Below are 19874 nucleotides of genomic sequence, written 5' to 3'. Positions count from 1 at the left end.
GCCGCGCGGGGCGGCGACCACCGGGGCGGTAGGCGACCGGTGAGCCCCGTCGCCCGGCGTCCGCGTCCGCCCGTGCGGAGGAGGTCCCGGGGTCGTCGACGCGTCCAGCGCCTTGACGGTCGCGGCCGCCCCTCCGTACGATCCGGAAAGCGCATTCCTCGGGCGGGCGACGGTGCCGGCCCCGACGACAGGGAGACCCGATGACCACCCGCACGCTGCGCATCGCGATGAACGGCATCACCGGCCGCATGGGCTACCGCCAGCACCTCGTCCGCTCGATCCTGCCGATCCGCGACCAGGGCGGCATCACGCTGCCCGACGGCACGCGCGTGCAGGTGGAGCCCGTGCTCGTCGGCCGCAACGCCGACAAGGTCCGCGAGCTCGCGGAGAAGCACGGCGTCGAGCACTGGACGACGGACCTGCAGGCCGCGATCCACGACCCGGCGACCGACATCGTCTTCGACGCGTCGATGACGAGCCTGCGCGCGGGCACGCTGACCGAGGCGATGAAGGCCGGCAAGCACGTCTACACCGAGAAGCCGACCGCCGAGACGCTGGCCGAGGCCGTCGAGCTCGCCCGCCTGCGCGAGACCACCGGCGTCACCGCGGGCGTCGTGCACGACAAGCTCTACCTGCCGGGCCTGGTCAAGCTGCGCCGCCTCGTCGACGAGGGCTTCTTCGGCCGGATCCTGTCGCTGCGCGGCGAGTTCGGGTACTGGGTGTGGGAGGGCGACGTGCAGCCCGCGCAGCGCCCCTCGTGGAACTACCGCAAGGCCGACGGCGGCGGCATGACCGTCGACATGTACTGCCACTGGAACTACGTGCTCGAGGGCATCGTCGGCAAGGTCCGCACGGTGTCCTCGCAGACCGCGACGCACATCCCGACCCGCTGGGACGAGAAGGGCGAGCCCTACGAGGCGACGGCCGACGACGCGGCGTACGGGATCTTCCAGCTCGAGACGCCGGGCGGCGACCCGGTGATCGCGCAGATCAACTCCTCGTGGGCCGTGCGCGTGCACCGCGACGAGCTCGTCGAGTTCCAGGTGGACGGCACCGAGGGCTCCGCCGTCGCCGGGCTCTTCCACTGCGTCGCGCAGCCGCGCTCGGCCACGCCGAAGCCGGTCTGGAACCCGGACCTGCCGACCACCGAGAAGTTCCGCGACCAGTGGATCGACATCCCCGCGAACGCCGAGCTCGACAACGGGTTCAAGGCGCAGTGGGAGGAGTTCCTCGCGGACGTCGCGCTCGGCCGGACGCACCGCTTCGACCTGCTCTCGGCGGCCCGCGGCGTGCAGCTCGCCGAGCTGGGTCTGCGCTCCTCCGACGAGGGCCGGCGCCTGGACGTCCCCGAGATCACGCTGTGAGCGGGGCGGGCACCGGCACGGTCGCGGTCGCCCCGGTCGCCCAGGCGGCCGAGGGGCGGCGCGCCGACCTGGCGCGGCTCTCGCTCAACACCGCGACGACCAAGCACCTGACGCTGGCCGAGGCCGCGGCGGCGGCCGCCGACGCGGGGCTGTCCGCGATCGGCGTGTGGCGCGACCGCGTGCAGGAGGTCGGCGCCGAGCGGGCGGCCCGCATCGTCGCGGACCACGGGCTGCGCGTATCGTCGCTGTGCCGCGGCGGGTTCCTCACCACGCCGGACCCGCAGGCCGCGGCCGCGGCGCTCGAGGACAACCGGCTGGCGATCCGCGAGGCGGCGACCCTCGGCACCCACGAGCTGATCATGGTCGTCGGCGGCCTGCCGGCGTGCCCGGCCCCCGGCGCCGGGGCGCGCCCCTACCCCGGGGACGGCGCGGCGGACCCGGCCCGCGACCTCGTCGGCACCCGGCAGCGCGTCGCGGACCGGATCGCCGAGCTCGCGCCCTACGCCGCGGAGCACGGCGTGCGGCTCGTGCTCGAGCCGCTGCACCCGATGTTCGCCGCGGACCGGGCGGTCGTCTCGACGCTCGGTCAGGCGCTCGACCTCGCGGCGCCGTTCGACGCCGACGTCGTGGGCGTCGTCGTCGACACGTACCACGTGTGGTGGGACCCGGACCTGCAGCGCCAGGTGGCCCGCGCCGGCGCCGAGGGACGCATCGCGTCGTACCAGGTGTGCGACTGGGTGCTGCCGCTGGCCGCCGAGCCCCTGAACTCGCGCGGGCACGTCGGCGACGGGTACGTCGACTTCGCGACGGTCACCGGGTGGGTGCGCGACGCCGGGTACGCCGGCGACGTCGAGGTCGAGATCTTCAACGAGAGCGTCTGGGCCGACCCCGCCGACCGCACCCTGGCCACGATGGCCGAGCGGCACGTGCGGCACGTCCTGCCGCACCTGTGACGACGCGCCACCCGTGACGAGGGCGCCGGCACCCCGCCGGCGCCCTCGTCCGCGTCACTCCCCCGGCACGCCGCGCTCCCAGCGCAGCAGCGTCCCCTCCTCCGGGTGCTCGACGCGCGCGACCTGCGCGAACCCGGCCGCGCGCAGCACGCCGCCGGAGCGCTCGTCGCCGTCGCGCGTGTGCGCCACGACCCGGTCGACCTCGCCGGACGCCGCCGCGGCCGCGACCAGCGCCCGGACGGCCGCCGTGGCGAAGCCGCGCCGCCGGTGCTCCGGCGCGATCTCGTAGCCGACCTCGACGGTGCGGTCCACGGGCGGACCGGCGAACCCGCCCGAGCCGACGAGCCGCCCGGTGGCGTCGTCGAGGAACAGGTGCATCCACCACGCGCCCTGCTCGGGGTGCTCGGTGAGGATGCGCAGGGTGGCCGGGACGGCCTCGGGGAACTCCGGCCAGCCCGCGGGGACGGGCACGCCCAGCAGGGCGGACAGGTCCTGCGGCGAGCGCAGGAGGGCGGACAGGTGGGATGCCGTCGCGGTGAGGAGACGGACGCGCGCCATGATGACGACCTTTCGTGACGAGGCCGTGCGCGTGCAGGTGGCGGGACGTCCCAGGAGTGCGCGCACGACGAAGCTGACCGCGCACCCGCTCCTGCGGGGGCACGGGGACCCGGATACGGGTGCGGCACTCCTGGTCAGCTCGGTCGGCGTCGTGTCACGCCGGCGTCCACGCTAGCAGCGCGCCCCCTCGTGACGCACGGCACACGGTGCGCGCACGACTTCACCCGGACGCGCGTCCGGATCGCGGTGGAACGCCCGTGACCTGCTGGTTCACTCGACCGGTGAACGCGAACCACCGCCGTGCCCTGCTCCCCCTGACCGCCGTCGTCGCCGCCCTCTCGCTGTCGGGGTGTGGCACGGTCCTCGACGCCGTCCTCGGCGAGAACCCGCCGCCGGCGCAGCGCGACGAGCCGGGCGGCGAGATCACCGCGTCGGCGGAGGCCGACGTCTTCACGCTCCAGGTCGGCGACTGCCTCAACTACATGGACCAGTCGGACGCCGACGAGATCTCGTCGCTGCCGACGGTGCCGTGCAGCGAGCCGCACGACTCGGAGATCTACGCCGAGATGACGATCACCGAGGACCAGCTCCCGACGGTCGAGACCCTCGCGGACGCGTTCTGCCTCGAGCAGTTCACGACGTTCGTCGGCATGACCTACGACGAGTCGGCCCTGTACTACAGCTACCTCGTGCCGTCGGAGCTCAGCTTCGACCAGGGGGACGACGTGGTGCAGTGCCTGGTCGTGCAGCAGGAGGGCGGCGTGACGGGCACGCTGAAGGGCGCCGGCATCTGACGTCGCGCCGCCGTCAGCGGGCGGGCACCGCCTGCTGCACGGCGGCCAGCACCCGCGCGAAGCGCTCGCCCATGCGCTGCTGCGCCGCGGCGTCCGGGTGCAGCAGGTCGGCCATCGGCAGCTCGGCGGCGTCCGCGTCGCCGTAGAGCTCGCGCCCGTCGACGTACGTCAGCGCGGTGTCGCCCGCGGCGCGCCGTGCGGCCACGAGCGCCGCGAGCTCGGCACGGATCACGCGCAGCGAGAGCTTGCCCTCGGCCACCTCCTCGGCCCGCCCGGCGGTGCGGAACGTCGTCACGGGCGCGTCGGGGTCGATCGACGTCGGCCCCGGCGCGTCCTCGACGAGGGGGCACAGGACCGGCGAGACCACGACGAGCGGCGTCGTCGGGTGACCCTCGCGCACCGTGTCGAGGAACCCGTGCACGGCCGGGACGAACGCGCGCCGGCGCATGAGGTCGTGGTTCACGACGTTGATGCCGAGCTTGAGGCTGATCACGTCGGCGGGCTGGTCCCGGATGGCGCGGGCGACGAACGGGTCGAGCACGGCGTTGCCGGACAGGCCCAGGTTGACGAGGTCGACCCCGGCGCTGCGGGCGGCGACCGCCGGCCAGGTGCCGGTCGGCGCGTCGGCGTTCGCGCCGTGGCTGATCGACGAGCCGTGGTGCACCCAGCGGGGCGCGTCGACGGGTGCGGGCGGCAGGACCGGGGCGTCGGCCTCGACGGCGACGAGGGCGACGCGCTCGCGGTACGGCAGCCACACCTCGATGTCGGCGGGCACCCCGCCCGCGTCCGGCAGCGTGCACGCCACAGTCCCTGCGGGCGCCGCACCGAGCGACGTCGTCGCGGTGCTCGGGTCGAACGTCAGGAGGCCCGACGCCTCGCACACGGCCGACGCGACGACGCGGCCGCCGACGAGCACCTCGAACCGCTCCGCGGGCGCCGGCTCCGCGTGCGGGAGCGTCGCGACGCGCCACGTGCGCACGTGCAGCACGAGGCGGCGCGCGGCCGTCCGCAGGCGCAGCCGGACGCCCGACGGCTGCTCGTCGCACATCGCCACGACGTCGTCGGGGAACTGCGCCCACGTCCACGCCGGCAGCCGGTGGGGCACGACGCCGTCGTCCGTCTCCTCGAGCCAGGCCGCCCCGCGCACCTCGACGCGCGCGTCGGGCAGCGGGACCCGGTGGACGTCAGTGGACGTTGCCGTGCTCACGGAACTCCCGCCACACGTTCTCGAAGAAGTCGTCGTCCTCCGGGATCGGGCGGCGGGGACGCCACCGGAACACCGGGGTGCCGGCGGGGTCGTCGACGGCACGCGGCACGACGGGCGCCCAGCCTGGGCCGCCGTCGTCCGGCACCGCCGCCTCCCCCGGCGCCAGCCACGCGGTCTCCTGCACGACGTCGTCGAGCACGCCGCCGTCGAGCGCGAACCGGAAGACGTCCGGCAGGTCGAGCTCCGTGTCGGCGTCCGGCCCGTACCCGGTGCGCGGCAGCTCGCCGGACGCGTCGGAGTACAGCACCGACCCGCGCGAGCGCCCGCCGTGCGCGACGTAGTCCGCCATCGCGGACAGGTACACGTAGGCGCTGGTGAGGATGTCGCGGACGAGGAACGTGCGGTTGACCGAGCGCCGCGAGGTGCCGTCGGCGGTGACGAGGTCGTCGTACCGCGTGAGCCAGTCGTGCACCTGCACCAGCGCCTCCTGGATGGAGGCGGCGGACCGGACCGGCCCGGCCTTGGCGCTCATGAGCACCTGGACGTCCTTCAGCAGGTCGCCGGTGTTGTCCGGCACGCCCGCCGCGGCCCGTCCCGTGGCGCGTGCGGTCAGGTCGAGGGCCGCGCCGAGCACCGGTGCCGCGACCTCGGCGAACTCCGCCTCGGGCAGCGGCTTCTCGTCACGACGCGCCGCGATGAACTGGGCGGCGCGCGTCGCACCGACCTGACCGCTGTTGAGGGCCGCACCGCCGGGGCGGTAGACGCCGTGCGCGCCGCCCGCCTCGCCGACGGGGAAGAACCCGGCGACGTTCGACTGCCACCACGCGTCGACGACGAGCCCGCCGTTGTTGTGCTGCGCGCACACGTCGACCTCGAGCATCTCCCGCTCGAGGTCCACGTACGGGTTCTTGTCCAGGTAGAACTGGTACGCGGGCTCGTTCATGCGCCGCAGCCGCTGGATCGGGGTGCCGAAGAGCACGCCGGCCTTCTCCAGGTAGGCGAACGCCTCCGGGCTGAGCGCGGTCGGGTCGAAGTCCTCGCGCACCGGGTTGCGGCGGAAGTCGAGGAACACGCGCCGCCCGCGCAGCACCGTCTCGCGGTAGACGAGCAGGTCGACCAGGCTCGACCCGTCGCGGGCCTTCCGGATGTCGAACGGCCACTGGTAGCCCTTGAGGAACACCAGCGACATCAGGCGCCCGTAGTCGGGGATCGCCTCGGTGAGGAACTCGCGCTCGTCGCCGCCGTCCTGGTCGGTCGAGACGAACCGCGGGATCACCTGCATGTACGTGCCGGACACGTTCCAGCGCGGCTTGATCGACGCGAGCCCGAACTGCCACTCGGTGAGGTTCTTGCCGTGCACGCCCGCCCGGTACGCCGCACCGGACGCACCCCACTGCCCGTTGGGGAAGACGCGCGTCGCGTACATGCCCGCCGGCCCGCCCGTGGCGTAGACGAGGTTGGTGCAGCGGAACAGCAGCCACGGGCTCGCGGCGCCGTCGTGCGGGACGTCGGTGCGCAGCACGAGCAGACCGGCGACGCGGCGCGTGCCGTCGGGGTCCGTGGCCGTGACGACGTCGACGACGCGGCACCCGTCGAACACGCGCGTGCCGTCGCGCTGCACCTTCTTCTCCAGGTGCTCCACCATCGACCGGCTCGTGTACGGCCCCACCGACGTCGCGCGGCGACGCGGGTCGTGGTCGGTCTTGTAGCCGATGAACTCCCCGAACCGGTTCTGCGGGAACGGCACGCCGAGGTCGACGAGGTGCAGGAACCCGCGGGCGGACAGCGCCGCCTCCGCGAGCGCGTTGTCGCCGTCCATCGCGCCGCCGCTGAACAGCGTCTCGGCCATCTCGCGCACCGAGTCGCCGTCGCCGCCGGACAGCGTGAGCTTGTAGTACGTCTGCTTGTCGGAGCCCGCGTTGCGGGACGCGCCGGCGTGGATCTTGTCCGCGACCATGACGACGTCGTCGTGCCCGAACTGGACCAGCCGCGCCGCGGCGCAGTAGCCGGCCGACCCGGTGCCGACGACCACGGTCGTCGCCGTGACGACCGGGACGTCGTGGCCGCCGATGCGCAGCGTCTCGGGCTCGTGGTGCAGGGCCTCGGTACGGGGCTCGGTACGGGGCTCGGTGCTCATGGCGCTCTCGATTCCGTGGTGCGGGTCAGAGGACCGGGATGTGCATGCCGCCGTCGACGTGGAAGACCTCGCCCGTCGAGTACGGCGTCTGCCCGGACGCGAGGACCGCCACGGCACCGGCGACGTCCGCCGGGCGGCCCCAGCGGTTCACGGGCGCGAGGCCCTGCTCGATGAGGGCGTCGTACTTGCCGGTGACGCCGGCCGTCATGTCGGTGGCGATGACGCCCGGGCGCACCTCGTAGACGACGACCCCCTCGGGGCCGAGGCGGGCCGCCCACAGCTGCGTCGCCATGCCGACGCCCGCCTTGGAGATGCAGTAGTCGCCGCGGTTGGTCGACACCGTGGTCGCGGAGATGGACGAGACGTTGACGACGGTCGCGACGGGGCCGGCGGGCGGCTCGGGCAGCGCGTCGAGCGGGCCGCGCAGCTCGATGACGCGGCGCGCGAACTCCTGCGTGAGGAAGTACGGGCCGCGCAGGTTGATGCCGAGCACGCGGTCGAACGACTCGGGGGTCGCCTCCAGCAGGTCCGCACGCACGCTCGGGGCGACGCCGGCGTTGTTGACCAGCAGGTCCAGCCGCCCCCAGGCGCCGACGGCGTCGTCCACGTAGCGGCGGTGGTCGTCGAGGTCGGCGACGGAGCCGCGCACGTACCGGACGAGGGACGGGTCGCCGGCCGCCGCGCGCAGCTCGTCGAGGACGTCCGTCGGCTCCTCGCGCGTCGCGAGGATCGAGACGGCGAACCCGTCGGCGACGAGACGGCGGCTGATGCCGAGGCCGATCCCGCGGTTGCCTCCGGTGACCAGTGCGACTGCGGGCATCGTTGCCTTCCCTCGTGCGAGCACGCGGCCGCCGCGCGAGGCGCACGACCGGGTCGCCGTCGTCGGCGACAGGGTGATGGTGTCACGGTGGGCCTCACGGAGGCAAGCGCTTTCCGGTGCCGTCGGGCCGTGCGAGGATCGGGACCGTGGGACGACGGACGACAGGTGCGCGCTGATGGGGGCCGTGCTCACCGCCCTCGGCACCATGGGCGCCGTCGTCGCGCTCGGCTGGGCGCTCGGCCGGTACCGCGTCCTCGGGGAGCGCGCCGCGCCCGTGCTCGCGCGCGTCGTCTTCGCCGTCGCCACGCCGGCCCTGCTGCTGGGGACCCTCGCGCACGCCGACCTGCGCCTCCTGCTGTCCCGGACGGCCGCCGTCACGTGGGGCTCCACGGTGCTCGTCGCCCTGACGGCGGCGCTCGTGCTGCGGCTCGCGCTGCGCCGCGGCGCCGCCGACGTCACGGTCGGCACTCTCGCCTCGTCCTACGTCAACGCCGGCAACATCGGGCTGCCGCTGTCGGTGTACCTGCTGGACGACCCGGTCGCGGTCGTGCCGACGCTGCTGTTCCAGCTGCTCGTGCTGGCCCCCGTCGCGTTCACCGTGCTCGACGGCGCGGCCGCCGCGCAGCGGGTCGACGAGGGAGCCGACGACACCGGCGGGGGTCGCGCCGGTGGTCGGGAGGCCGCCGCCGTCGTCCCCTGGGCCCTGCGGGCGCGCGCGGTCGTGCGGCGCACGCTGACGAACCCGATCATCCTCGGCACGCTCGCCGGGCTCGTCCTCGCCGCGCTCCCGTGGCGCCTGCCCGAGGTCGTGTTCGAGCCGTTCCGCCTGGTCGGCGCCGCGGCGGCGCCGCTCGCGCTGCTCGCGTTCGGCATGCAGCTGGCGGTCCCGCGCACCGCCGGCACGTCCGCCCCGCGGCCGGACCTCGCGCTCGCGGTCACGCTGCGCAGCGTCGCCCACCCGGTGGCCGCCTGGGCGCTGGGCTCCGCGCTCGGGCTGCCCGCCCACGCGCTGCTCGCCGTGACGGCGATGGCGGCGCTCCCGACGGCGCAGAACGTCCTCGTCTACGCGATGCAGTACCGGCACGGCGAGGCCCTCGCGCGGGACGCCGGACTCGTCACGACCGTGCTGTGCGTGCCGGTGCTGCTGATCGTCGCCGCAACGCTCGGCTGATCGGACGCACCGGACCGACCGGCAGGGAACGGACTTCACCCGCTCGTGCCCGGTTTATCCGTTACTGATACGTTGCAGTGAAACGGATGCGTTACGTACATTCTCCGTCGACAGAGGGCCGCCGATCCGCGCGCGGCCCCAGCAGGGGGAGACCACCATCACCATGGCAGCACCGTCCCGCGGCGTCCGCCGCGCCGTCGCTCTCGCCGCCGCGCCCGTCGCGGTCCTCGCCGCCGGCGCGCTCGTCTGGCAGAGCTCGACCGCCGCCTTCACCGCCACCACCCGCAACGCGGGCAACGCCTGGAGCACCGGCCAGGTCACCCTGACCGACGACGACCAGGGCCGCGCCGGCTTCACCGTCACCAACGTCGTGCCCGGCCAGAGCGGCGAGCGCTGCATCGTCGTGACCTCCGGCGCGACCGTGCCCGGTGAGGTCCGCGCGTACGTGCAGAACCTCTCCGCCTCCGGCGCGGGTCTGCAGGACCGCATCTTCCTGCAGGTCGAGCGCGGCACGGGCGGGAGCTTCGAGTCCTGCGCCGGCTTCACCCCGCAGGTCTCGACGCCGACGCACCCGCTGTCCGTCCTCGGCACGCAGTGGAACTCCTACGCGACCGGCGGCGCGAGCTGGACCACGCAGGGCACCCCCGGCGAGTCCACGACGTACCGCGGCACGTGGCGGTTCGACACGACCGGCATGACGCAGCAGCAGGTCGACTCCCTGCAGGGCTCGCAGGTCTCCGTGGACCTCGTGTGGGAGCTGCAGAGCAACGACCCGGCGACCCCCTGACGCCGGGTGGGGACGTCGACCGCGCGCCCCCGCGACCGGCACTCCCCCGCACCACCCGCGAGCGCGTCCCCGACGCGCCGCGGGTGGTCGCGTCGTGACGGCTGGCCGGCGCTCGTGCTCGGGACGGTGGCCGAGTGCTACCTCGTCCTCGTCCTGGCTCTCACCGCGATCGCCGTCGTGCCGCTCGCGCTCGGGTGGCAGGGCTCGGTCGTGCAGACCGGGTCCATGCGCCCGCACGTGAACCCGGGCGACGTCGTGCTGTCCACCGCGCTGCCGGCGGACTCGCCCGTTCCCCTGGGGGGCGTCGTGCAGTTCCGCACGGCGGCCCCCGGCGGTGGCGAGCGCACCGTGCTGCACCGCATCGTGGCCCCCGCCGAGGAGCAGGGCGAGTGGGTCACCGCGGGCGACGCGAACCACGACGTGGACTCGAGCACCCTCTCGCGCGAGGACATCACCGGTCAGGCCCGGCTGCTCGTCCGGTGGGTCGGCCTGCCGAGCGTGTGGCTGCGCACGGGTGAGCTCGCGTGGGTCGCCGCCTGGGTCGCCCTCACGCTGGCCGCCGTCGCGGTGCGGGTCTGGTCGTGGCCGCGCCGCGAGGACGAGGACGCACCGACGCCGTCCCCCGGCGCCGGTGCGGGCCCGCCCGCGCCCGCGCTGGGTCGCCGCACCTTCCTGGCCGCCGCGCTCGCGGTGACGGCCGGCGGGACGGTCCTCGCCGGGCGCGAGCCCGTGTGGGCGGGCTTCACGGCGCGCACCGCGACGGCGGGGAACACGTTCCGGGTCGGCACGTGGCCGACGCTCGCGCTCGGGCGCGTGGCGTCGTTCGCGCTCCTCGCGGCGACGCGCGTGGCGAACGAGGCGCCCTACGGCATCGGCAGCTCGGTCGTCGGCAGCGTCGGCGTCTCGCCCGGCACCACCGTCTCCGGCTTCTGGAGCTGGGACATCACCGGGTCCGTCGAGCGCAACACCGCCACGGCCCGCAACGCCCGCGCCGACGCCCTCGCGCTGTACGACACCACACGGGCCCGCGCGGCCACCCGGGCCGCGTCCACGACGGTGACCGGCACGCTGCCACCGGGGGTCGCGCACCGCAACGGCCCGGTCCACGTGACCGGCACGCTCACGCTCGACGCGCGCGGCGACGCGAGCGCGGTGTTCGTGATCACCGGGACCTCGGTGACGTTCACGGCGGGGTCGTCGGTCGTGCTCGTCAACGGGGCGTCGGCGGACCGCGTCCTGTTCCTCGGCACGTCCACGGTCACGGTCTCGGAGGGCGCGTACGTGCGCGGCGTGGTGCTCGCGAACGGGGACGTCTCGCTCGTGCGCGCGACCGTGGCCGGACGCGTGGTGTCCACGCAGGGCGCGGTGCTGCTGCGGGCCGCGACGATCGCGGCGCCCTGACCCGCGGCCGCACCCGTGGCCGCACCGACCGCGGGCGGCCACGGGGGCCGGCGGACGGGACGCGGCCACCGAGGGGGCCGGGGCACCCGCAGCCGGCCCCCGGAACGGCCGTCACGGCTCGCGCAGGCCGCGCCCCGTCTCGAGCACCGACTTCAGCCCGCTGAGCACGGTCGTCCAGCCGACGCCCGCCACACCGGCGGCCGTGCCCGGCGAGCGCTCGAGCCGGTCGTGCGTGACCGTCAGGAGGCTCACGCCGTCGCCCTGGTCCTCGACCTCCCACGTGACGCGGCTCGCGGGCTCGTCCGCCACCGCCGGGTCGAACAGCGAGCGCCACCCCACGACCAGCCGCCTCGGCGGGTCGGACTCGAGCACCGTCTCGTCGCCCCACAGCTGCGCACCGTCCGGCGAGCGGTAGCGGAAGGGCGTCCCGACCTCCGCGGTGGTCTCGACCCGCGCGCCGTAGAAGTAGCGCGCCGTGAACTCCGGCCGCGTGATCGCGTCCCAGACCGCCTCCGGCGTCGCCCGGATGACGATCCGGTACACCTGTGCGGCGGCGCTGTCGTGCTCGGTCGACGTCGTCGTCATGACCCCTCCTCCAGTCGGTCCTTCAGGTCGAGCAGCGCGGAGACGTGCCGTTCCGTGTACTTCCCGATCCACCGGTCGTGCAGGGCCCGGATCGGGACCGGGTTGAGGTGGTGCAGCTTCTCCCGTCCGGAGCGACGCGTGACGACCAGGCCGGCCTCCTCGAGGACGCGCAGGTGCTTGGCGACACCGAACCGGCTCATCGGCAGCACGCTCTCGAGCTCCGTGAGGGTCCGGCCGTCCTCCTCGAAGAGGCGGTCCAGCAGGCTGCGACGGGTCGGGTCGGCGAGGGCCTTGAAGACCTTGTCGTCGTCCTGCGCCGTCACACCACGACAATACGTGACCGGATGGTCACATGTGAAGCCCCGTCCAGCGCACCACCGCCCCCCTCGTCCGGTCCGCGGGTGCGCCGCCGATGCCGGGATCCCGGCGGCACCGTCGTACGTTGAGGGGCAGGGAGCGGCCCTCGGGCCGGACGCGACGACGAGAGCAGTGAGATGAGCAGCACCCGGGCAGTCCTGACCGCCATCGACGTCCGCGCGGGCTACGGCGGACCCGCCGTCCTCGACGGCATCCACCTCACGCTGCGCACCGGGGACGCCGTGGGTCTGCTCGGACGCTCGGGCGTCGGCAAGTCCACCCTCGTCGAGATCCTCGGCGGGCACATGCGGCCCGGGGCCGGGCGCGTGACGCTGGACGGCGTCGACGTGTCGAAGCCGCCGCTGCGCCAGCGCAAGCTCGTCAAGGCGCGGCTGCGGACCGTCCACCAGAACGGCCTGGCGGGCATCGACCCGCAGCGCACGGTCGAGCGGACGCTGGAGGACGCGTTCGGCGAGGCGCGCAAGGCCGGGCGGTCGACCAACCACGACGTCGAGGCCGCGCTCGGCGTGGTCGGGCTGCCCATCCGCTTCGTCACGCGCACGGTCCGCTCGCTGTCCGGCGGCGAGCGCCAGCGCGTCGCGATCGCGCGGGCCCTGGCCGCCAAGCCGGACCTGCTGCTGCTCGACGAGCCGCTGACCGCCGTCGACCAGGCGATGCGGGAGGAGGTCGCCGCCGACATCCGCGCGCTCGTGCGCGAGGACGGCATCGGCCTGCTCGTCGCGTCGCACGACGTGCGCCTGCTCGACCGGCTCACCGACACCGTGCACGTGCTCGCCGACGGCCGGCTCGTCGAGTCCGCGCCGCTGCGGCAGCTGCTGCGCGACCCGCAGCACCCGGACACGCGTGCGCTCGTCGAGGCGCTGCCGGAGGCCGTCGCGGGCGGGCGGGTGCTCGCGGACTGACGCGCCGCGGGCTCACCGGCGGACGCGCCCGGCCCGCCCGCTCCGGCGGACGCGACGCACACCTCGCGCTGCGCACGCGCCGCACGCCTCGCGCCGCCGCGGACGCCTGTGCGGATCCCCCGCACGGTCGGGACGAGGCCTGCACGGGACCGCCACGCCGATCGCGCCCGGCCGGCCCGGCGGCAGCCGTAGCCTTCCGCCGGGTCGGCGGGCGCCGTCCGGGAGGAGGGCGACGTGCGGGCACCACGGGCGACGACGACGGGCGCGGTGCTGGCCGCCCTGGGCGGTGCGGCAGCGGCCGCGCCCTGGGTGACGACGGGGGCCGGCACGGTCGCTGCGCTCCTCGTCCTGCTCGGGCTGGTGCCGCTGACCGCGACCTGGGCGGGCCGCGCGCGGCTGGTCGAGGGGCCGGTGGAGCGGCCGGTCGAGGGGCCGGTGGAGGGACCGGTCGAGGGGCCCGCCGGACGCAGCCGCCAGAACCCGGTGCTCGGCGGCGTCCTCGCCGCCGGCCTCGCGCTGGCGGCGGCCGGCGTCCTGCTCGCGGCGCCCGGGGGTTCGGGGACGTGCGGCTGGCCCTGCTGTCGCCGCGGACGGCGGTCGTCTCCGTGGGGGCCTGGGCACCGCTGGGACTGGCAGCCCTCGGGGTGGCGGCGGCGCTCGCGGCGACCGGCGCGCTCCGGCGGCGACGCGGACCGGTGCTCGCGGCGGCGGTCGTGGTCGCCGCGTCCGCCGCGCTCACGGCGCTCCAGCTGCTGGCGCGCGCGGCCGTCGACCTCGTCGTGCTCGTCCGCTACGACGTGCCGCCGGCGTCCGCGGTCCCGTGGGACCTCCTGCTCTGCGCGCTGGTCGCGGGGGTCGCGGCCGTCGTCGCGCTCGTCGTCGCGGTGCGCGTCCGCGTGCTCCTGCCGGACTGGCTGCCCGCCCGGGTGCTCGCGCAGGGGCCGGCCGGCCGGCGGCGGTACGCGCGGCGCACGGCGGTCGCCTGGTGCTCCGGCATCGTCGTGCTCGTCCTCGCCGTCGCCGGGACGGCGGCCTGGCGGGCGGCGCCGCGCGAGGCCCTCGCGGACGTCGTGCCCGACGCCGCCCTGCGGGCGTGCGTGGCCACCGCGCTGGGGGCCGACCCCGACGCCTCCGTGTCCGAGCGGGCCCTCGCCGACGTGCGCACCCTCGAGTGCCCCGGGGCGTTCGTCCCGGAGGCGTCCGGCGGGGCCGGTGGCGGGTGCGACGTCGACCCCGACCGCTGCGTGCGCGACCTGACCGGCCTGGAGCGGCTCGGCAACCTCGCCGGGCTCGACCTGGCCGGGCAGGCGGTGACGGACCTCGCGCCGCTCGCCGGGCTCGAGAAGCTCGGCACGCTGACGCTGACGGACACCCCGGTCGCGGACCTCGGCCCGCTCGCCGGCCTGCCGGTCCTCGTCGACCTCGGCCTGTCCGGCACCGCGGTGCACGACGTCACGCCGCTCGCGTCCGTCCCGACGCTGCGGTTCCTCGGCCTGGCCCGCACGCCGCTGGCGGACGTGGGCCCGCTCGCCGGCAGCGGCGTCGTCGAGCTGGACCTGTCCGGCACCCGGGTCTCCGACGTCGCGCCGCTCGCCGCGGCCACCGGCCTGACCCGTCTGGACCTCTCCCGCGCGCAGGTCGTCGACCCGTCGCCGCTCGCCGCCCTGCCCGCGCTGACCATGCTGAACGTGCGCGGCAACCGCGTCGCCGACGCGGCCACGCTCGCCGACCTGCCCGCGGTCGACGAGCTGTGGCTCGGCGAGAACCCCGTCACCGACCTGCGCCCGCTGCTGCGCATGCCGTCCCTGCTGGGCGTCGACGTCGAGGGCCTGGACCCGGCGACCCCGGGCATCCCAGAGCTCCGCGCAGCAGGCGTCCACGTCGGCGGCCTCGCCTGACCCACCCGCCCCGACCTGCCCCTCCCCCGCCGCCCCGACCCCACCCCGCCGGGCACCCCACCCACCCCACCGCTCGCCGAGTTCGGCAGTTTCGTGCCGACTTCGCGACCTGGAGCTGCCGAGCTCGGCACAGAACCACCGAACTCGGCGAGGGGGTGGGGGTGGCCGGGGGACGCGCGGGGCGGGAGGGGTGGGGCGGGAGGGGTGGGGCGGGAGGGGTGGGGCGTCAGGGGCGGTCGCGGGAGGGGAGGTCGCGGGGACCGCGCGGGGCCGAGCGCAGGCCGCGCTCGACCTCCATGAGCAGCAGGTTCGGGTCGGCCCACCCGGCGAGCGACGTCGACGTGGTGGCCCGCACCCGCACCGGACCACCGGCGCAGGCCCCGGCCAGCCGGTCCCGCAGCGTCGTCGCGAGCTCCGCCGCGCGGTCGTCGTAGACGGCCGGCAGCAGCACGAGCACGCCGAACGCGTCGCCGTCGAGACGGCCGACGACACCGCCCTCGGGCACCGCGCCGAGCAGGCGGGCCGCGAGGGTGCGCAGCGCGTCGTCCCCGGCGGCGAAGCCCGCGGACGCGTTGAGGTCCGTCATGCCGTCGACGTCCAGCCCCACGAGCAGCAGCCGCCGGCGGGTGCCGGCCACCGCGTCCTCCGCCCACCGCGCGACGGTCGCGAGCAGGTGCGTGCGCGACAGCACCCCGGTCAGCGGGTCGCGTGCGGCGCGGTCGGTGAGCGCGCCGGTGAGCGCCTGGACGAGGTCGGCGGTGGACGCCGCGGACCACGACGAGCCCGGGACGAGCACGTCGTCGTGGCGCACGGACGCGTCCCGCGCCATCGCGGCACGGGCGGCGTCGACGACGCTCGTCGAGGGGTCGAGCACGAGCGGCTCCCAGTCCGCGGCGTGGCCGACCTCGCGGCGCGTCATCACCGCGCGCCCGTACCCGAGCCGACCCGTCATCACCTCCGTGTAGCGGTGCCGCGTCAGCAGCCCGACACGTCCGGACTCGCGGTCGTGCACCACCACGCACGTGCGCTGGGGGGCGCGGAACAGGATCTCGACGTCGCTCATCACGTCGAGGGCGGAGACGACCTGGACGGGCGCCGCGACCTCGCCGAGACGCGAGGGGGCGGGCGCACGAACCGGCAGGGAGGGGGTGGCGGTCGGCACGGACGCCATGATCCGCACCCGCCGGCGGCGTTTGGTCCGGGTCGTCCGTTCGTCGTCCGCCGTTGGCGCAGATTTCACGGACCCGACCGTCGTGCGACACCACGGACGACGGACGGCGTCACCCGTCGGCGCGGCGACCCGCCGTCAGACGGTGACCGACGCGCGCACGACCCACAGGCGCCGCTCCGCCGCGTCCCACCGGGCCGCCGCCGCCGGGTCCGGCTCGTACCGGACCAGGTCGACGCCCCGGGCGCCCACGGCGCGCAGGTCCGCGAGCGACCCGGAGAGCACCCCGGCGGCACGCGCCTGGACGAGCACGTTGCCGAGCGCGGCACCCTCCACGGGACCGGCGACGACGGGCAGGCCCGTCGCGTCCGCGGTGAGCCGGCACAGCAGCGTGTTGCGCACACCGCCGCCGACGAGGTGCACCACCGACACGTCCCGCCCGGACAGCGCGACCGCCTGCCGCACGGCCCGGCGGTAGGCGAGCGCCAACGAGTCGAGGACGCACCGGACCGTCTCCGCCTGGGACTGCGGCGGGGTCTGCCCGGTGCGGGCCGCGGCGGCGGCGATGCGCGCGGGCATGTCGCCGGGCGGCAGGAACTCGGGGGCGTCGACGTCGACGACCGTGGTCAGGCCCGGCACCTGGGCGGCGGCCGCGAGCAGGTCGGGCAGCTCGGCGGGCAGGCCGGCCTCGTGCCACGTGCGCAGGGTCTCGGAGAGCACCCACAGGCCCATGACGTTCTTCAGGTACCGGACCGTGCCGTCGACGCCGGCCTCGTTGGTGAAGTTCGCGGTCCGCGACGCCTCGGTGAGCACCGGCGCGGGCAGCTCGAGGCCGACGAGCGACCACGTGCCGCACGACACGTACGCGAAGTCCTCCCCCGTGGCGGGCACCGCGACGACCGCCGAGGCGGTGTCGTGCGACCCGACGGTCCACACCGGCAGCGGCGCCCGGTGGCCGATCTGCTCGGCGAGGTCCGGGTGGACGTGGCCCAGCAGCTCGCCCGCGTCGCGCAGCGGCGGCAGCAGGCCCGCGTCGACGCCGAGGCGTGCGGCGACGTCGGTCGCCCAGGTGCGCGTGGTCGCGTCGAGCAGCCCGGTGGTGGACGCGTTGGTGACCTCGGCGACCTGCTCGCCCGTCAGCCACGCGCCGAGCAGGTCGGGGACGAGCAGCAGGCGCCGGGCGGCGTCGAGCTGCGCCGTCCCCTGCGCCGCGACCAGCTGGAACACCGTGTTGAACGGCTGCACCTGCAGGCCGGTGCGGGCGTACAGCTCGTCCGCCGGGACGGTCCGGAACACCCGCTCGGGCACGCCGTCGGTGCGCGCGTCCCGGTAGTGCACGGGGTTGCCGAGCAGGGCGCCGTCGGCGTCGAGCAGGCCGTGGTCGACGGCCCACGAGTCGATGCCGACGCCCGCGAGCGGCCCCGCCTCGCGCGTCGCGGCGCGCAGGCCGTCGAGCACCCCGCGCCACAGGGCGAGGACGTCCCAGTGCAGGGTCGTCCGCCCGTCCGCCCCGGGCACCGGGACCGGCCCGTTCGGGAACCGGTTGACCTCGTGCAGGTCGACGCGCGGCCCGTCGCCCCCACGTGGACGCGCCCGACGATGACGCGTCCGCTGGACGCGCCCAGGTCGACGGCCGCGAACGCCGCCCTGCGGTGCTCATCCCGACGCGCCCGTCAGCGCAGGAACGCGGCGGCGACGCCGGAGTCGACCGGCACGTGCAGGCCCGTGGTCTGCACGAGGTCCGGCCCGGTGAGCGCGAAGACGGCCGCCGCGACGTGCTCGGGCAGGACCTCCTTCTTCAGCAGCGTGCGCTGTGCGTAGTACTCGCCGAGCTTCTCCTCCGGGACCCCGTACACGGCGGCGCGCTTGGCGCCCCAGCCGCCGGCGAAGATGCCGGACCCGCGCACGACGCCGTCGGGGTTGACCCCGTTGACGCGGATGCCGTGCTCGCCGAGCTCCGCCGCGAGCAGCCGCACCTGGTGCGCCTGGTCGGCCTTGGTCGCCGAGTACGCGATGTTGTTCGGGCCGGCGAACAGCGAGTTCTTCGACGCGATGTAGACGATGTCGCCGCCCATGCCCTGCGCGATCATCGCCCGGGCCGCCTCGCGGGCCACGAGGAACGAGCCGCGCGCCATGACGTCGTGCTGCAGGTCCCAGTCCTTGACGGTGGTCTCGAGCAGCGGCTTGGAGATGGACAGGCCGGCGTTGTTGACGACGAGGTCGACGCCGCCGAACGCGAGGGACGCCGCGCGGACCAGGCCCGCCACCGCCTCCTCGTCCGTGACGTCGGCGTGCACCGCGACGGCCACGTCCGGCCCCCGAGGGAGTCCGCGACCTCCCGCGCACCCTCCAGGTTCACGTCCGCGATGACGACGCACGCGCCCTCGGCCGCGAGCCGCTCGGCGATCGCACGGCCGATGCCCGAGCCCGCGCCGGTCACGAGCGCGACCCGCGTGGCCAGCGGCTTCGGCTTCGGCATCCGCTGGAGCTTGGCCTCCTCGAGGGCCCAGTACTCGATGCGGAACTTCTCGGCCTCGTCGATCGGCGCGTACGTGCTGATGGCCTCCGCGCCGCGCATGACGTTGATCGCGTTGACGTAGAACTCGCCCGCGACGCGCGCCGTCTGCTTGTCCTTGCCGAACGAGAACATGCCCACGCCGGGCACGAGCACGATCGCCGGGTCGGCGCCGCGGATCGCGGGGCTGTCGGGAGTCGCGTGGCGCTCGTAGTAGGCGGCGTAGTCCTCGCGGTACTGCGCGTGCAGCGTCCGCAGGCGCGCGACGACGTCCGCGAGCGGCGCGTCGGCCGGCAGGTCCACCACGAGCGGCGAGACCTTGGTGCGCAGGAAGTGGTCGGGGCAGGACGTGCCGAGGGCGGCGAGGTGCGCGAGCTTCTCGCGGGCGACGAAGTCGAGGACGACGTCGGTGTCGGTGAAGTGGCCGACCTGCGGGCGGTCGGCCGAGGCCAGGCCGCGGATCACGGGCGCGAGGGCGGCTGCCCGCTCCCGGCGCTCCGCCTCGGGCAGCGCCTCGAAGCCGGGCCGCACGGCACCGAACGGGTGCGTGCCCTCCGCGGCGAGCGCGGCCGTGCGCTCCTCGATGAACCGCTCCGCGGTGCGGATGATCTCCAGCGAGCGCTGCTCGGCCTCGTCCGACGTGTCACCCCACGCCGTGATGCCGTGACCGCCGAGGACGCACCCGATCGCCTGCGGGTTCTTCTCCTTGATCTCGGCGATGTCCAGGCCGAGCTGGAAGCCGGGCCGGCGCCACGGCACCCACACGACGCGGTCGCCGAACACCTCGGACGTCAGCGCCTCGCCGTCGGCGGCGGTCGCGAGCGCGATGCCCGCGTCCGGGTGCAGGTGGTCGACGTGCGCGGCGTCCACGAGGCCGTGCATGGCCGTGTCGATGGACGGCGCCGCGCCGCCCTTGCCGTGCAGGCAGTAGTCGAACGCCGCGACCATCTCGTCCTCGCGGTCCACGCCCGGGTAGACGTCCACGAGCGCGCGCAGGCGGTCCAGGCGCAGCACGGCGAGGTTCTTCTCCGTCAGCGTGCCCAGGTCGCCGCCGGAGCCCTTGACCCACAGCAGCTCGACGTCCTGGCCCGTCACCGGGTCGGTCGCGGTGCCCTTGGCGGACGTGTTGCCGCCGGCGTAGTTGGTGACGCGCGGGTCGGAGCCCAGGCGGTTGGAGCGCGCGATGAGCTGCTCGGCGGGCGACGTGGCGTCGGCGTTCGTCGGCGTCGTCATGGC

16 protein-coding genes and 1 pseudogene are annotated in these 19874 nt (G+C 75.6%); 8 read left to right on the top strand and 9 right to left on the bottom strand.

Annotated features, from left to right (window positions below; genetic code table 11):
* Positions 1-200: 200 nt before the first annotated feature.
* Both GC089_RS02490 and GC089_RS02485 read left to right on the top strand, forming a co-directional pair.
* Complete coding sequence (locus tag GC089_RS02490; RefSeq protein WP_155376342.1) at positions 201-1364, top strand: Gfo/Idh/MocA family protein; 1164 nt, start codon at positions 201-203, stop codon at positions 1362-1364.
* 68 nt (positions 1365-1432) lie between these two features.
* Positions 1433-2317 carry a sugar phosphate isomerase/epimerase gene (locus GC089_RS02485; RefSeq protein ID WP_155378882.1) on the top strand — a complete coding sequence of 295 codons (885 nt, stop codon included), beginning with the start codon at positions 1433-1435 and terminating at the stop codon, positions 2315-2317.
* A 54-nt stretch (positions 2318-2371) separates the two neighbouring features.
* Here the strand turns inward: GC089_RS02485 and GC089_RS02480 are convergent, their stop codons facing one another.
* Positions 2372-2875 carry a GNAT family N-acetyltransferase gene (locus GC089_RS02480; protein ID WP_155376341.1) on the bottom strand — a complete coding sequence of 168 codons (504 nt, stop codon included), beginning with the start codon at positions 2873-2875 and terminating at the stop codon, positions 2372-2374.
* 281 nt (positions 2876-3156) lie between these two features.
* On the opposite strand from GC089_RS02480, the gene GC089_RS02475 reads away from it, so the two are divergent.
* Entirely contained in the window at positions 3157-3669 is a 513-nt protein-coding gene (locus GC089_RS02475) for a septum formation family protein (RefSeq protein ID WP_155376340.1), read from the top strand.
* Between the two features lie 13 nt (positions 3670-3682).
* Here the strand turns inward: GC089_RS02475 and GC089_RS02470 are convergent, their stop codons facing one another.
* The 3 genes from GC089_RS02470 to GC089_RS02460 are packed head-to-tail and all read right to left on the bottom strand — an operon-like array spanning position 3683 to position 7833.
* Entirely contained in the window at positions 3683-4876 is a 1194-nt protein-coding gene (locus tag GC089_RS02470; RefSeq protein WP_230685009.1) for an SGNH/GDSL hydrolase family protein, read from the bottom strand.
* On the bottom strand, positions 4854-7013 hold the full coding sequence (locus GC089_RS02465) for an FAD-binding protein (RefSeq protein WP_155376339.1): 2160 nt from the start codon (positions 7011-7013) through the stop codon (positions 4854-4856). The genes GC089_RS02470 and GC089_RS02465 overlap by 23 nt, the downstream gene beginning before the upstream one ends.
* Before the next feature lie 25 nt (positions 7014-7038).
* Positions 7039-7833, bottom strand: coding sequence for a 3-ketoacyl-ACP reductase (locus GC089_RS02460; protein WP_155376338.1), 795 nt, complete (start codon positions 7831-7833; stop codon positions 7039-7041).
* 175 nt (positions 7834-8008) lie between these two features.
* On the opposite strand from GC089_RS02460, the gene GC089_RS02455 reads away from it, so the two are divergent.
* The 3 genes from GC089_RS02455 (at position 8009) to GC089_RS02445 (ending at position 11192) form a co-directional block, all read left to right on the top strand.
* Positions 8009-9004, top strand: coding sequence for an AEC family transporter (locus tag GC089_RS02455; protein WP_155376337.1), 996 nt, complete (start codon positions 8009-8011; stop codon positions 9002-9004).
* Between the two features lie 163 nt (positions 9005-9167).
* Positions 9168-9791 (top strand): hypothetical protein, encoded by a 624-nt coding sequence (locus tag GC089_RS02450; protein ID WP_155376336.1) that lies wholly within the window; start codon positions 9168-9170, stop codon positions 9789-9791.
* A gap of 114 nt (positions 9792-9905) precedes the next feature.
* Positions 9906-11192 carry an ice-binding family protein gene (locus GC089_RS02445; protein WP_230685008.1) on the top strand — a complete coding sequence of 429 codons (1287 nt, stop codon included), beginning with the start codon at positions 9906-9908 and terminating at the stop codon, positions 11190-11192.
* 111 nt (positions 11193-11303) lie between these two features.
* Here GC089_RS02445 and GC089_RS02440 read toward each other — a convergent pair whose 3' ends face one another.
* Complete coding sequence (locus GC089_RS02440; RefSeq protein ID WP_155376334.1) at positions 11304-11777, bottom strand: SRPBCC family protein; 474 nt, start codon at positions 11775-11777, stop codon at positions 11304-11306.
* Positions 11774-12100, bottom strand: coding sequence for a helix-turn-helix transcriptional regulator (locus GC089_RS02435; RefSeq protein WP_155376333.1), 327 nt, complete (start codon positions 12098-12100; stop codon positions 11774-11776). Before GC089_RS02435 ends, GC089_RS02440 begins: the two co-directional genes overlap by 4 nt.
* A 171-nt stretch (positions 12101-12271) precedes the next feature.
* On the opposite strand from GC089_RS02435, the gene GC089_RS02430 reads away from it, so the two are divergent.
* Both GC089_RS02430 and GC089_RS02425 read left to right on the top strand, forming a co-directional pair.
* The gene (locus GC089_RS02430; RefSeq protein ID WP_155376332.1) at positions 12272-13057 is read left to right on the top strand and encodes an ATP-binding cassette domain-containing protein; all 786 of its coding nucleotides are present in this window, start codon (positions 12272-12274) and stop codon (positions 13055-13057) included.
* Positions 13058-13620: 563 nt separating this feature from the next.
* Complete coding sequence (locus tag GC089_RS02425) at positions 13621-14955, top strand: leucine-rich repeat domain-containing protein (protein ID WP_155376331.1); 1335 nt, start codon at positions 13621-13623, stop codon at positions 14953-14955.
* 226 nt (positions 14956-15181) lie between these two features.
* On the opposite strand, the gene GC089_RS02420 is transcribed toward GC089_RS02425, so the two are convergent.
* The 3 genes and pseudogenes from GC089_RS02420 to GC089_RS02410 all read right to left on the bottom strand — a co-directional run bounded on the left by GC089_RS02420 (position 15182) and on the right by GC089_RS02410 (position 19871).
* Positions 15182-16117 (bottom strand): GGDEF domain-containing protein, encoded by a 936-nt coding sequence (locus GC089_RS02420; protein WP_196250790.1) that lies wholly within the window; start codon positions 16115-16117, stop codon positions 15182-15184.
* Between the two features lie 144 nt (positions 16118-16261).
* Positions 16262-17641, bottom strand: coding sequence for a rhamnulokinase family protein (locus GC089_RS02415; protein WP_370514057.1), 1380 nt, complete (start codon positions 17639-17641; stop codon positions 16262-16264).
* A gap of 155 nt (positions 17642-17796) precedes the next feature.
* A pseudogene (locus GC089_RS02410) lies at positions 17797-19871 on the bottom strand (bifunctional aldolase/short-chain dehydrogenase).
* Between the last annotated feature and the right edge of the window lie 3 nt (positions 19872-19874).

Origin of the sequence: Cellulomonas sp. JZ18, assembly GCF_009720485.1 — a bacterium.
Taxonomy (GTDB): Bacteria; Actinomycetota; Actinomycetes; order Actinomycetales; family Cellulomonadaceae; genus Cellulomonas.
This window is presented reverse-complemented; position numbering and strand designations above follow the sequence as displayed.